This window comes from Streptomyces canus, from assembly GCF_041435015.1.
GTDB classification, from domain to species: Bacteria; Actinomycetota; Actinomycetes; order Streptomycetales; family Streptomycetaceae; genus Streptomyces; species Streptomyces canus_G.
This window is the reverse complement of record NZ_CP107989.1, coordinates 787,503-801,194: the sequence shown is the minus strand read 5'-3', so window position 1 is coordinate 801,194 and position 13,692 is coordinate 787,503. Positions and strand designations below refer to the sequence as shown.

The window sequence follows — 13,692 nt, the reverse complement described above, 5'->3', positions numbered from 1 at the left end:
AGAGCGATGGTCGAAATCTGGGCTTTCATCCCTTACCTCCCCAGGAGGCGGTCCCATGACTGAGGCGACGCCGGACACGGTCGGCGCTGCGGACGCAAGCGGTGCGCCCGCCGACGAGACACCCACGATCCACATTCTCTGGATCAACGCGGGCCTGAGCTGCGACGGTGACTCGGTCGCGTTGACGGCGGCCATGCAGCCCAGCATCGAGGAGATCGTGCTCGGTGTGCTGCCGGGCCTTCCGAAGATCGCCGTCCACTGGCCGCTCATCGACTTCGAGTGCGGTCCGGTCGGCGGCTCGGACACGTTCATCGAGTGGTTCTTCAAGGGGGAGCGGGGCGAGATCGACCCGTTCGTCCTGGTCGTCGAGGGCTCCATCCCCAACGAGTCGATCAAGCCCGAGGGCTACTGGTGCGGCTTCGGCGACAACCCGGAGACCGGCCAGCCGATCACCACCAGCGAGTGGATCGACCGGCTCGCCCCGAAGGCGCTGGCGGTCGTCGCCATCGGCACCTGCGCCACCTACGGCGGCATCCACGCCATGGCGGGCAACCCGACCGGCGCGATGGGCGTGCCGGACTACCTGGGCTGGGACTGGAAGTCCCACGCGGGCATCCCCATCGTGTGCGTCCCCGGCTGTCCGATCCAGCCGGACAACTTCTCCGAGACGCTCACCTACCTGCTCTACCAGGCGACCGGCGCGGCCCCGATGATCCCGCTGGACGACAAGCTGCGCCCGACGTGGCTGTTCGGGGCCACCGTGCACGAGGGCTGCGACCGCGCGGGCTACTACGAGCAGGGCCAGTTCGCCCTGTCGTACGACTCACCGACGTGCCTGGTCAAGCTCGGCTGCTGGGGCCCGGTCGTCAAGTGCAACGTGCCCAAGCGCGGCTGGATGAACGGCATCGGTGGCTGCCCCAACGTCGGCGGCATCTGCATCGCCTGCACCATGCCCGGTTTCCCCGACAAGTTCATGCCGTTCATGGACGAGCCCCCCGGCGCCAAGGTGTCGAGCGGCGCCAGCGGAGCGTACGGCGCTGTGGTCCGCAAGCTGCGGTCGATCACCGCAAAGACGGTGGACAAGGAGCCCAAGTGGCGCCGCACCGGAGACAAGATCACCACCGGATACCGACCCCCGTGGTGAGCGTCCGCCGCAGATGACCCGCTCACCGTTCTCGTGCATGCACCCCCCACCTGAACATCCCGCGCAACGAAGGGCACGGCACACAGATGGCACCGACGACGAAGGCGGCCGGCGACGGCAGCGGCCTGGTGGAGATGGCCTGGGACCCGATCACCCGGATCGTGGGCAGCCTGGGCATCCACACGAAGATCGACTTCAAGCAGAAGCGAGTCGCCGAGTGCTACAGCACCTCGTCGGTCTTCCGCGGCTACAGCGTCTTCATGCGCGGCAAGGACCCCCGCGACGCCCACTTCATCACCAGCCGCATCTGCGGCATCTGCGGCGACAACCACGCCACCTGCTCGGTGTACGCGCAGAACATGGCGTACGGCGTGAAGCCCCCGCACCTCGGTGAGTGGATCATCAACCTCGGCGAGTCCGCGGAGTACATGTTCGACCACAACATCTTCCAGGAGAACCTGGTCGGGGTCGACTACTGCGAGAAGATGGTCAAGGAGACCAACCCCGGCGTCCTCGAACTCGCCGAGCGCACCGAGGCCCCGCACGCCGCGGAGCACGGCTACCGCACGATCGCCGACATCATGCGCTCGCTCAACCCCCTGGAGGGCGAGTTCTACCGCGAGGCCCTCCAGGTCAGCCGCTACACGCGCGAGATGTTCTGCCTGATGGAGGGCCGCCATGTGCACCCCTCCACGCTTTACCCGGGCGGCGTCGGAACCATCGCCTCCGTGCAGCTCTTCACGGACTACCTCAGCCGGCTGATGCGCTACGTGGAGTTCATGAAGCGCGTCGTGCCCCTCCACGACGACCTGTTCGACTTCTTCTACGAGGCGCTGCCCGGGTACGAGGAAGTGGGCCGCCGACGTGTCCTGCTCGGCTGCTGGGGCGCGCTCAACGACCCCGAGTACTGCGACTTCACCTACGCCAACATGACGGACTGGGGCCGGCGCATGTTCGTCACGCCCGGCATCATCGTGGACGGCAAGCTCGTCACCAACGACCTCACCGAGATCAACCTCGGCATCCGCATCCTGCTGGGCAGCTCCTACTACGAGGACTGGCAGGGCCAGGAGCAGTTCGTCACCCATGACCCGCTCGGCAACCCGGTGGACCCGCGCCACCCGTGGAACCAGCACACCATCCCCACCCCGCAGAAGCGGAACTTCGACGACAAGTACAGCTGGGTCATGTCCCCGCGCTGGTTCGACGGCAAGGACCACCTCGCCCTGGACACCGGTGGCGGCCCCATCGCCCGCCTGTGGTCGACCGCCCTGTCCGGTCTCGTCGACATCGGGTACGTCAAGGCCACCGGCCAGAGCGTGGTCATCAACCTGCCCCGCACCATGACCAAGCCGGAGACCACCTTCGAGTGGAAGATCCCGAAGTGGTCCAACGCGCTGGAGCGCAACCGCGCCCGCACGTACTTCCAGGCCTACTCCGCCGCCGTCGCCCTGCACTTCGCGGAGAAGGGACTGGCGGAGGTCCGCGCCGGACGCACCCAGACCTGGGAGAAGTTCGAGGTTCCGGACGAGAGCATCGGCGTCGGCTTCACCGAGGCGGTCCGCGGTGTCCTCTCCCACCACATGGTGATCCGGGACGGCAAGATCGCCAACTACCACCCATACCCCCCGACCCCCTGGAACGCCAGCGTCCGGGACACCTACGGCACGCCCGGCCCGTACGAGGACGCCGTGCAGAACACACCCATCTTCGAGGAGAACACCCCGGAGAACTTCAAGGGCATCGACATCATGCGCGCCGTCCGCAGCTTCGACCCCTGTCTGCCCTGTGGCGTCCACATGTACGTCGGGGGCGGCAAGACGGTGAAGTCGATGCACGTGCCCACCGGCCTGAGCGGACTGGGCGGATGAGCGCGGTCAGCTCCGCGGAGCAGACCGGGCGCCGCGTCGAGGAAATCCTCGACGGGCTGGTCGAGAGCGGCGACACGGCCGCCGCCGCGGCGGCGGAGGAACTCGTCCGCTCCCTCATGGACTTCTACGGTGCCGGCCTCGCCCGCATCCTCCACCTGCTGGCCGATGCTCCCGGCGACGCAGCGGCACGCCTCCTGGGCGACGACCTGGTCGCGAGCCTGCTCGTCCTGCACGACCTGCACCCCGAGGACCGCGACACCCGCATCGCCCGCGCCCTCGACGGTGTCCCGGAACACACCCTGGAGGTGGTGGGCTTCGACGAGGAGAGCGGCACCCTGACGGTGCGGGCCCGGGACCGGGATGCCGGCGGCTGCGGTTGCGGCTCCGGCGCGGGTGCCCGGGAGTCCGCGGAGGCGGCGCTCGCCTGCTTCGCACCGGAGGTCAGGGCGGTCGACGTACAGACCGCACCCGCGGGGCCGACGCTCCTCCAGATCAGTACGGCACCGACGGCGGCCCGATGACGGCGTCCCCGGCGACGCGCGCGCCCGGACTGCGGAGGTTCCTCACCGAGAGGCTTCCGCAGCCCGAACGGTGTGAGCTGTGCGCCGTGGCGGTGGAGGCGGGCCACCGTCATCTCGTCGACACCGAGAAACGCGCCCTTGTCTGCGCCTGTCCCCCGTGCGCGCTGCTGATGGAGCAGCCGGGCGCCGCCGCGGGCCGCTTCCGTACGGTCCCGGCCCGCTACCTCACCGACCCCGGACACCGCCTCGACGAGAGCGCGTGGGAGGCGCTCCAGATCCCGGTCGGCGTCGCCTTCCTCTTCCGCAACGCGGCGCTCGACCGGCTGGTCGCCCTCTACCCGAGCCCGGCCGGAGCCACCGAGAGCGAACTCGAACCGGCCACGTGGACGGACGTCCTCGGTGGCAGCCGCCTCGCCGAACTGCTCGAACCCGACGTGGAGGCGCTCCTGCTGCGCCGCACCGACGGCCGTTTCGAGTGCCACCTCGTGCCGATCGACATCTGCTACGAACTCGTCGGCCGTATGCGCCTGTTGTGGCAGGGCTTCGACGGTGGGGCCGAGGCCCGCGCCGCGCTGGACGCGTTCTTCGCGGACGTCGCGCGACGCGTCCGGCCCCTGGGCGAGGTGGGTCACCCGTGACCGCGTTCTCCTTCGCCTGCACCGGCGTCCGCGCCGACCAGTACGCCGCCGGACCCACCCTCGTCTTCCGGCTGCGTGTCACCGCCGCCGACAACGCGCGCGTGCACGCCCTCGCGTTGCGCTGCCAGATCCGCATCGAACCCGCCCGCCGCGGCTACGAACCCGCCGAGGCCGACGGCCTCGCGGACCTCTTCGGCGAGCGCTCACGCTGGGGCAGCACGCTCCAGCCGGTGCAGTTCGCCCAGGTCTCGGTCATGGTCCCGAGCTTCACCGGAGAGATCGATACCGACCTCGTCGTGCCCTGCACCTACGACATGGACATCGCCGCCACCCGCTACCTCAACGCCCTCACCGACGGCGAGGTCCCCCTGCTGATGCTCTTCTCCGGTACGGCGTTCACCGGAACCGGCGGCTTCCAGGTGGAGCCCGTCCCATGGGACCGCGAGGCAGCCTTCCGGATGCCCGTCAGCGCCTGGCGGGAGATGGTCGAGCAGCACTTCCCCGGCTGCGGCTGGATCCGGCTTCCCCGCGACACCATGGACGCCCTCCTGGCCTACCGCTCCCGGCACGCCCTGCCCTCCTGGGAGGCGACCGTCGCGGCGCTGCTGGAGGGTGCCGACCCGCCCGCGCACGACCCGCTGCGCGCCCTCACCGCCACCACCGGAAGGACCGATCCGTGACCGTGACCGCGTTCGCCCCCGAGACCGAGGAGCGCCTCGCTCTCGCCCGGCAGGTGGCCGACGCCGTCCTCTTCGAGGGCTACGTGCTCTACCCGTACCGCGCCTCGGCGGCCAAGAACCGGCTGCGCTGGCAGTTCGGTGTGCTCGTGCCGCCCGGCTGGGGTGCCGAGTGCGAGGAGCACGACTTCCAGCACACCGAATGCCTGATGGAACCGAAGGCGGGGACGACCCTCTCGGTCGAGGTGCGCTTCCTGCACGCCCGACGGCGCACGGTGCAGCGGGCCCGTCCGGACGGCGGCTTCGACACGGTGCCCGAACTCCGCCTTGAAGACCGGGTGTTGGTGCCATGGGACGAGGGAAGTGAGGAGCGCGTCGAGGTGGTCGCGTCGGTGGACGAGCTCCTCGGCGACGGCGTCACGCATCCCTTCCGGCTCCCCGCCCGCGAGGACACCGAGCCGGTCGTGGACGAGGACGGTCGCGCCGTCGGCCGACTGGTCCGGCGCCGCGAGGAGATCAGCGGGACGGTACGGCTCTGTGCCCGCGAACTCGACGGCCCCTACCGGACCATGCGGCTGACCGCCGTCGTCGAGAACACCAGCGACTGGACCCCGCCCGAGGGCCGCGGCGCGGACCGTGAGGCGGCGCTGCCGCACTCCCTGGTGGCGACCCACCTCCTCATGGCCCTCAGCGCCGGATCGTTCCTGTCGATGACCGATCCCCCTGAGTGGGCGAAGGGCGCGGTCGCCGCCTGCCGCAACCTGCACACCTGGCCCGTACTCGCCGGCGAACCCGGCCGTGCCGACCTCGTGCTGTCCTCGCCGATCATCCTGCAGGACCATCCTGCCATCGCGCCGGAGAGTCCCGGCGCGCTCTACGACGCCACCGAGATCGACGAGATCCTCGCGCTGCGCACCGCGGCCCTGACCGACGAGGAGAAACGCGAGGCCCGGGGTACGGACGAGCGGGCGGCCGCCGTGATCGAGCTGGCGGACTCGATGCCGCCCGAGGTTCTGGAGCGTCTGCACGGGGCGGTGCGCAGCCTGCGCGACGTGACCGGTCCCGGCCCCGCCGCCCCGGACGGCGGCTTCCCCGACGAATACGGGGTGATGCGGCCGGACACCCCCTGGTGGGACCCCGCGAGCGATTCGGGCTTCGACCCGGCGCGGGACCGGGTGGTCGTGGACGGCCGGTCGGTGGGCCAGGGCAGCCGCGTCGAACTGCACCCGGGCCTGCGCCGGACCGACGCGCAGGACATCTTCCTGCGGGGCCGCACCGCGACGGTCGAGGCGGTGCTGCACGACGTGGACGGCGGGGTGCACCTGGCGGTCACCGTGGAGGGCGACCCGGGCGCCGACGTCCGCCGCGAGCAGGGACGGTTCCTGTACTTCCAGCCGGACGAGGTCACACCGCTGGAGGACGACGTATGAATCTTCCCCCAACGCCAGGTCCAAGGACGCTCGTGGCGGGCATCGGCAACGTCTTCCTCGGAGACGACGGCTTCGGGGTGGAGACCGCCCGCCGGCTCACCGAGCGCGACCTCCCCGGACACGTCGAGGTCGTGGACATCGGAGTGCGCGGCGTGCACCTCGCCTATCAGCTGCTGGACGGCTACGACACCCTCGTCCTCGTGGACGCCACGGCCCGCGGCGAAGCCCCCGGCACGCTGTACGTGATCGAGCACGACGTCGGCGGTGGGAGCCCTTCACCCGCCGCCCCCGCCCTGGACGGCCACCGGATGACCCCCGACACCGTCCTGGCACTGCTGGGCACCCTGTGCGCCGGAACCGGCGGCGAGCCCCCACGCCGCGTCCTGGTCGTGGGATGCGAACCGGCCTCGGTGGACGAGGGCATCGGTCTCAGCCCGCCGGTGTCCGACGCCGTACCCGAGGCCGTCCGGCTGATCGAAGAGCTGCTGCGGGACGGCGAGCCGTCCGTGGCGCAGGCCTCAACAGCTGAGGCTCCGACATGAGGAGAGACGGGATGAAGAAGATCGTCATCGGTGGAGCGGCCGTCGCCGCCATGGTCGCTGTCGTCGTCGAGGTACTTCCCGACCTGAGGCGCTACCTGCGCATCAGACGGATGTGAATCGTGGCCGCCACCGGTGCGCCGTGCGGTTGCGTCGAACGGCGTACCCGACGGCCGGCCACGGCGTGCCGGGCCGTGCGACCCGGCCGCGCGCGCCTCTAATGAAGGCCGACCGGAGGCAGCCGCGGACGGAAGGACGGAAACCATGCACGAGATGTCCGTCGCGCTGGCCGTCGTCGACCAGGTGGAAGAGGCCGCCGCACGGGCCAAGGACGTCACGGCGGTGCGATCGGTACGGCTCCAGGTGGGCGAACTGGCCGGCGTCGTACCCGATGCGCTTGCCTTCTCCTTCGAACTGGCCTGCGCCGGAACCCTGCTGGAAGGCGCCGAACTGATCACGGAAGCGGTGCCGGGGCGGGCCCGCTGCACCCCGTGCTCACACGAATGGGCCGTCGGCATGCCGCCCCGGCTGACCTGCCCCGCGTGTGGCGGTACGCAGACCGACCTGCTCGCGGGCCGGGAACTGCAGATCGTCGACGTGCACTGGGAGGACGGCCCTGGCCCCGAGCACACGCCCACCCGCGAACCGATCTCCGAGGAGCGCTGAACCATGTGTCGTGTCGTCGACCTGCGGCAGGCCGTACTCGCGAAGAACGACGCGAGCGCCCACGAACTGCGCGCGGACCTCGCGGCTCGGGGCATCGCTGTCGTCAACCTGCTGTCCAGTCCGGGCAGCGGCAAGACCGCGCTGCTGGAGCGCGAACTGCTGCGGGCACGGGAGCGGGCCGTTCCCGTCGCGGCGCTGAGCGCCGATCTGGCCACCGAGAACGACGCGGCCCGGCTGGCGCGTTCGGGGGTCCCCGTCAAACAGGTACTCACCGACGGACTGTGCCATCTGGAGGCGGGGATGCTCGCCGGGCACCTGGACGGGTGGCTGCCCGACGACACCCGGCTCCTGTTCGTGGAGAACGTCGGCAACCTGGTCTGCCCCGCCTCCTACGACCTGGGGGAGACACTGAGGGTCACCCTCGCCTCCGTGACGGAGGGGGAGGACAAGCCGCTCAAGTACCCCACCGCCTTCGGCCTCGCCCACCTCGTGGTGGTCACCAAGACCGACATCGCGGAGGCCGTCGAGTTCGACGAGGCGGCGTTCCGCGCGCATGTGGAGCAGGTCAACCCCGGCGTCGAGGTGATCCTGACGTCGGCACGCCGGGGACAGGGAGTAGGCGCGCTGCTCGACCGGGCGCTGGCCGCGGTGGACGGCGCACCTGTCCACTCACCGGTCATGGCCCGGCAGCCTCATCACCACGGTCACGCGCACCCGCACCCGGAGGCCACCGGCACCATGGCCCACACCCACTCGTGAGCGGTCCGCAGGCTCCGACCGCCGTCGCGAAGGACACCCCACGACGCCGCCGGGTCACCGTCCGGGGAGTGGTACAAGGCGTGGGCTTCAGGCCCTACCTCTACGGCCTTGCCACCGAACTCGCCCTGGCCGGCCACGTGACCAACACCCCGGAGGGCGTCGTCGCGGAGGTCGAGGGCAGCGCCTCGGCCGTGGACCGGTTCTGCGACCTGATCGCCGCCCAGGCACCGCCGCTGGCCCGCGTGGATGCAGTCCACCACCGGGAGATGCCTCCCGTCGGCGGCACAACCGCGTTCACCATCCTCACCTCGCGCACCGGCGGACCGGCCCGCACCCTGGTCTCGCCCGACTCCGCCACCTGTGCCGACTGCCTCGCCGAGTTGGCAGCCCCGGCGGACCGGCGCTACCGGCACCCGTTCGTCAACTGCACTCACTGCGGCCCGCGCTTCACGATCGTCACCGGCGTGCCGTACGACCGGGCGAACACCACCATGGCCGGCTTCGCGATGTGTCCCGACTGCGCCCGGGAGTACGCGGATCCGGCCGACCGCCGCTTCCACGCGCAGCCGGTCGCCTGCCCGGCCTGCGGGCCCCGTCTGCGGCTGGTCCTCGCCCAGGGGACGCGGCTCAGGAACGTCGAGGGGGCGGACCCGGTCACCGAGGCCCGTGCGCTGCTGACGCGGGGCGCGATCCTCGCCGTGAAGGGCCTGGGCGGCTACCACCTGGCCTGCGATGCCTCGAACCAGGAGGCGGTCGCCCTCCTGCGTCGGCGGAAGGCGCGCGGGGACAAGCCCTTCGCCGTCATGGCCCGGACCGCGGACGACGTCCGTCACCTCGTCCGGCTGAGCCCGGCGGAGCGGAGCCTGCTCGAAGGCCGTGCCAGGCCGGTGGTCCTGGTGAGGCGGCGTCCGCACGCCGGCGGGGATCCGCGGCCCGCCGAGGCCGTGGCACCCGGCAGCCCTGACCTCGGCGTGATGCTGCCCTACACGCCCGTGCATCATCTGCTGCTCGGTCTGCCCGGAGACTCGGACGGCCCCAGGCTGCTCGTCATGACCAGCGGCAACGTGTCCGGTGAGCCGATCGTCACCGACGACAACGAGGCGCTGGAGCGGCTCGCGCACCTGGCCGACGCCTGGCTCGCGCACGACCGGCCGATCCACGTCCCGTGCGACGACTCCGTGGTCCGCGTCTGCGACGGGGAGCCACTGGTGATCCGCCGCTCGCGGGGCTACGCCCCGTTGCCGGTCTGCCTCCCGCTGCCCGTGCGGCCGGCCCTCGCCGTCGGCGGAGACCTCAAGAACGCCTTCTGCCTCGGGGCGGACCGGCAGGCCTGGCTGTCGGCCCACATCGGCGACATGGACGACGTCGGCACACAGCGGGTCTTCGAGCGCGCGGCGGCGCAGTTGCAGTCCATCACGGGAGTGCGGCCCGAGGTCCTGGTCTCCGACCGGCATCCTGGCTACCGTTCGGCCGGATGGGCCGACCGGAATGCGGCGCACCGGCCCGTCGTACGCGTGCAGCACCATCACGCGCACATCGCCGCCGCCATGGCCGAGCACGGACTGGACGGCACCCGGCCGGTGATCGGCGTCGCCTTCGACGGCACCGGCCACGGCGACGACGGCGCCGTGTGGGGCGGGGAGTTCCTGCTCGCGGACTACGACCGCTTCACCCGGTTCGGACATCTCGCGTATGTTCCCCTGCCCGGTGGTGACGCCGCCGTGCGCCGGCCGTACCGCATGGCGCTGGCCCATCTGAGGGCGGCCGGTATCGACTGGTCCGACGACCTCGCCTGTACGACCGCCTGCCCGCCCGAGGAACTCCACATCCTGGAACGGCAGTTGGAGCGGGGCCTGAACTGTGTCCCCACATCCAGCATGGGTCGGCTCTTCGACGCCGTGTCCTCGCTCGCCGGGGTGTGCCACCGAGCCGGTTACGAGGCACAGGCCGCCGTCGAACTGGAGGGGGCGGCTCTGCACGCACCGGCCGACGACACCGCCGCGTACGCCTTCGCCCTGCTCACGTCGGAGGAGGACCGGGACGGGGCCGTACGGGCCGATCCGGCACCCGTACTCGCGGCGATGGTCGGGGACCTGCGCGAGGGCGTCGAGCCGGCCCTGGTCGCCGCGCGCTTCCACCGGGGCGTGACCGGCCTGGTGCACCGGATGTGCGCGCGGGCGCGAGAGCGGCACGGGCTGGACACGGTCGCCCTGACGGGAGGCGTGTTCGCCAACACGCTGCTCTCCTCGGCCTGTGCAGCCACTCTGCGCGAGGACGGCTTCACGGTCCTGCGCCACCACCTGGTGCCGCCCAACGACGGTGGCCTGGCGTTGGGCCAACTGATGGTGGCCGCCCGCGCCACTCCCACTCCCACCGACTGAGCAAACGCGCGACCCACAGCAAGGAGAGGCTCATGTGCCTGGCGGTACCCGGCAGAGTGCTGGACATCGAGGAACGGGACGGTACCCGGATGGCCACCGTCGACTTCGGCGGCGTGGTCAAGGAGGTGTGCCTGGAGTATCTGCCCGACCTCCAGGTCGGCGAGTACGCCATCGTCCACGTCGGGTTCGCCCTGCAACGGCTGGACGAGGAGTCGGCGAAGCAGACGCTCGAGCTCTTCGCCGAACTCGGCTTGTTGCAGGAGGAGTTCGGCGATCCCTGGGAGACGGCGGCAGCGGAGGCGGCGGGCTCGGAACCGGTGGAGGAGGTACACAACCAGTGAAGTACATCGACGAGTTCCAGGACCCGGAGCTGGCTCGACGGCTCCTCGACGACATCCACGCCACGGTGACCAGGCCGTGGGCGCTGATGGAGGTGTGCGGAGGGCAGACCCACAGCATCATCCGGCACGGCATCGACCAACTCCTGCCGGACAAGGTCGAGTTGATCCACGGACCCGGCTGTCCGGTGTGCGTGACACCGCTGGAGGTCATCGACAAGGCGCTGGAGATCGCCTCCCGACCGGAGGTGATCTTCTGCTCCTTCGGTGACATGCTGCGCGTGCCGGGCACCGGGCGGGACCTGTTCCAGGTCCGCGGAGAGGGCGGCGACGTGCGGGTCGTCTACTCACCGCTCGACGCGCTGCGGATCGCCCAGCAGAACCCGGACCGCGAGGTGGTGTTCTTCGGCATCGGCTTCGAGACGACCGCACCCCCCAACGCCATGACGGTCCATCAGGCCCGGAAGCTGGGCATCCCGAACTTCAGCATGCTGGTGTCCCACGTCCGCGTACCGCCCGCCATCGAGGCCATCATGTCCTCGCCGAGCTGCCGGGTGCAGGGCTTCCTCGCGGCCGGCCATGTCTGCAGCGTGATGGGCATGGGGGAGTACCCGGAACTGGCGGAGCGCTTCCGGGTGCCGATCGTCGTGACGGGCTTCGAGCCACTGGACATCCTCGAAGGCGTGCGCCGTACCGTCCAGCATCTGGAACGCGGTGAGCACACCGTCGACAACGCCTACGCCCGTGCCGTTCGCGCGGAGGGCAACCCGGCCGCCCGGGCCATGCTGGAGGACGTCTTCGAGGTCACCGACCGCGCCTGGCGCGGCATCGGGGTGATCCCGCAGAGCGGCTGGCGACTGGCGCCGAAATACCGCGGCTACGACGCCGAGCACCGCTTCTCCGTCGAGGGCATCCGCACCCAGGAGCCGGCCGAGTGCCGCAGCGGAGAGGTCCTGCAGGGGCTGCTCAAGCCGCACGAGTGCGAGGCCTTCGGCACTCTGTGCACGCCTCGTACGCCGCTGGGGGCCACCATGGTCTCCAGCGAGGGAGCCTGCGCCGCGTACTACCTCTACCGGCGGCTGGACACGCCCGCCGCCAAGGCCCAGGAGGCGACCCCCGTTGTCTGACACCACCGATCTCCCCGTCCCCGCCCTGGACGTCGAGGCGTGGACGTGTCCGGCGCCCCTACGGGACCGGCCGCGGGTCGTCATGGGCCACGGCGGCGGCGGAGTGCTCTCCGCCGAGCTGGTCCAGCAGATCTTCGCTCCCGCGTTCGGGGGCGAGGTGCTCGCCCAGATGGGGGACGCCGCGGTCCTCTCCCTGGGCGGTGCCCGGCTGGCGTTCTCGACCGACTCCTACGTGGTGCGGCCGCTGTTCTTCCCCGGCGGCAGCATCGGCGACCTGGCGGTCAACGGCACCGTCAACGACCTCGCCATGAGCGGCGCCCGCGCCGCCTACCTCTCCTGCGGATTCATCCTGGAGGAGGGCGTCGAGCTCGACGTGGTCACGCGCGTGTCCGAGGCGCTGGGCGCGGCCGCGCGCACCGCCGGGGTGGAGGTGGCCACCGGCGACACCAAGGTCGTGGAGGCCGGCCACGGCGACGGGATCTACATCAACACCGCGGGCATCGGTCTCGTCCCGGCGGGCGTCGATCTGCGCCCTCAGCGGGTCGTCCCCGGCGACGTCGTGATCGTCAGCGGTGCCATCGGCGTCCACGGGGTGGCGGTCATGAGCGTGCGCGAGGGACTGGAATTCGGAGTGGAGATCAAGAGCGACTGTGCGGCGCTCGGCGGCCTGGTCGACGCCATGCTCGCCGTCACCCCGGATCTGCACGTCCTGCGCGACCCCACCCGAGGCGGCCTGGCCGCCTCGCTCAATGAGATCGCGCAGGCCTCCGGCACCGGGGTGGTCATCCAGGAACGCGACGTCCCGGTCCCGCCGGCCGTGGCCAACGCCTGCGCCATTCTCGGACTGGACCCCATGTACATCGCCAACGAGGGCAAGCTGGTGGCCTTCGTCCCGCGCGAGCACGCCGACGCCGTCCTCGGGGCGATGCGCGCCCATCCTCTGGGCGCGGAGTCCGTGATCATCGGTGAGGCCGTGGAGGCGCATCCCGGCATGGTCGTGGCACGGACCGGCCTGGGAGGGACACGGGTGGTCGATCTACCGATCGGGGAGCAACTGCCGCGGATCTGCTGACAGGGGCGCCGTTCGCCGAGGACCTGCCGTCCGGGCCCGATCGGAGGGCTGATCCGGTCAGCGCCCGGACGACGGATCCTGTGGGTCCACGCCGGTCTTGGCGGCAGCGTCCTTCGTGCCGCTGGGGCGCTGGGAGCGGCCCTTGCGTCCGGCGTCGCGCCTTCCCTTCTCGTCCGCGTCGCCGTACTCCTCGCCGCTTGCGCTCGGGCTCTCGACCGTGTCACCGGGGACGGACTTCGTCTCCTCGGCGGACTTCGTCCGGCCCGGACCGCGCTTGCCGGCATGCTCGGCACGGAAGGAGCGTTCGGCGCTCGGATTGTCCTGCCGGCGCGTCTCATCCACATCGGGCGACCAGCCGTGCTGTCCGGTGCCCTGGTGACGGCTGGGGCCCTTTCCGTGTGGTGGCTCGGACGAACGTGGTTTCTTCGACATGGTCGGATCCGCCTTTTCACGGTCGGTGGGGTGCATCGGGGACGAGTCCCCGAGTTAAGTAAATTATCCCATCTTGTAATATTTTGGGCACTTCATG

Annotated in this window: 15 protein-coding genes; 14 read left to right on the top strand and 1 reads right to left on the bottom strand. The window is 70.9% G+C overall.

Going from position 1 to position 13,692, the window contains the following annotated elements; all coding sequences use genetic code 11:
- Positions 1-55 precede the first annotated feature (55 nt).
- From OG841_RS03840 to hypE, 14 genes are all read left to right on the top strand, one after another.
- Positions 56-1,144, top strand: coding sequence for a hydrogenase expression protein HypE (locus OG841_RS03840; protein WP_328642779.1), 1,089 nt, complete (start codon positions 56-58; stop codon positions 1,142-1,144).
- A gap of 86 nt (positions 1,145-1,230) precedes the next feature.
- A complete protein-coding gene (locus OG841_RS03835; protein ID WP_057610712.1) occupies positions 1,231-3,015 on the top strand; it encodes a nickel-dependent hydrogenase large subunit in 1,785 nt (594 codons plus the stop codon).
- Positions 3,012-3,536, top strand: a complete 525-nt coding sequence (locus OG841_RS03830) for a hypothetical protein (protein WP_365121717.1) — start codon at positions 3,012-3,014, stop codon at positions 3,534-3,536. The genes OG841_RS03835 and OG841_RS03830 overlap by 4 nt, the downstream gene beginning before the upstream one ends.
- Entirely contained in the window at positions 3,533-4,174 is a 642-nt protein-coding gene (locus tag OG841_RS03825) for a DUF5947 family protein (protein ID WP_365121719.1), read from the top strand. The genes OG841_RS03830 and OG841_RS03825 overlap by 4 nt, the downstream gene beginning before the upstream one ends.
- A complete protein-coding gene (locus OG841_RS03820; protein WP_365121722.1) occupies positions 4,171-4,854 on the top strand; it encodes a DUF6084 family protein in 684 nt (227 codons plus the stop codon). Before OG841_RS03825 ends, OG841_RS03820 begins: the two co-directional genes overlap by 4 nt.
- Positions 4,851-6,281, top strand: coding sequence for a hypothetical protein (locus tag OG841_RS03815; RefSeq protein WP_365121724.1), 1,431 nt, complete (start codon positions 4,851-4,853; stop codon positions 6,279-6,281). Before OG841_RS03820 ends, OG841_RS03815 begins: the two co-directional genes overlap by 4 nt.
- The gene (locus OG841_RS03810) at positions 6,278-6,823 is read left to right on the top strand and encodes a hydrogenase maturation protease (protein WP_365121726.1); all 546 of its coding nucleotides are present in this window, start codon (positions 6,278-6,280) and stop codon (positions 6,821-6,823) included. The genes OG841_RS03815 and OG841_RS03810 overlap by 4 nt, the downstream gene beginning before the upstream one ends.
- Before the next feature lie 11 nt (positions 6,824-6,834).
- The gene (locus OG841_RS03805; protein WP_371563411.1) at positions 6,835-6,939 is read left to right on the top strand and encodes a DUF6893 family small protein; all 105 of its coding nucleotides are present in this window, start codon (positions 6,835-6,837) and stop codon (positions 6,937-6,939) included.
- Positions 6,940-7,084: 145 nt separating this feature from the next.
- Positions 7,085-7,486: a hydrogenase maturation nickel metallochaperone HypA gene (gene hypA / locus OG841_RS03800; protein WP_328642785.1), complete on the top strand. Its 402-nt coding sequence runs from the start codon at positions 7,085-7,087 to the stop codon at positions 7,484-7,486.
- Between the two features lie 3 nt (positions 7,487-7,489).
- Positions 7,490-8,245 (top strand): hydrogenase nickel incorporation protein HypB, encoded by a 756-nt coding sequence (gene hypB / locus OG841_RS03795; protein ID WP_328642786.1) that lies wholly within the window; start codon positions 7,490-7,492, stop codon positions 8,243-8,245.
- Entirely contained in the window at positions 8,242-10,626 is a 2,385-nt protein-coding gene (gene hypF, locus OG841_RS03790; protein WP_328642787.1) for a carbamoyltransferase HypF, read from the top strand. The genes hypB and hypF overlap by 4 nt, the downstream gene beginning before the upstream one ends.
- Before the next feature lie 32 nt (positions 10,627-10,658).
- Positions 10,659-10,967 (top strand): HypC/HybG/HupF family hydrogenase formation chaperone, encoded by a 309-nt coding sequence (locus tag OG841_RS03785; RefSeq protein WP_328642788.1) that lies wholly within the window; start codon positions 10,659-10,661, stop codon positions 10,965-10,967.
- Complete coding sequence (hypD, locus tag OG841_RS03780; RefSeq protein WP_365121731.1) at positions 10,964-12,091, top strand: hydrogenase formation protein HypD; 1,128 nt, start codon at positions 10,964-10,966, stop codon at positions 12,089-12,091. Before OG841_RS03785 ends, hypD begins: the two co-directional genes overlap by 4 nt.
- Positions 12,084-13,163: a hydrogenase expression/formation protein HypE gene (gene hypE / locus OG841_RS03775; protein WP_326660462.1), complete on the top strand. Its 1,080-nt coding sequence runs from the start codon at positions 12,084-12,086 to the stop codon at positions 13,161-13,163. The genes hypD and hypE overlap by 8 nt, the downstream gene beginning before the upstream one ends.
- A gap of 57 nt (positions 13,164-13,220) precedes the next feature.
- On the opposite strand, the gene OG841_RS03770 is transcribed toward hypE, so the two are convergent.
- Positions 13,221-13,595 (bottom strand): hypothetical protein, encoded by a 375-nt coding sequence (locus OG841_RS03770; protein ID WP_328642791.1) that lies wholly within the window; start codon positions 13,593-13,595, stop codon positions 13,221-13,223.
- Positions 13,596-13,692 lie beyond the last annotated feature (97 nt).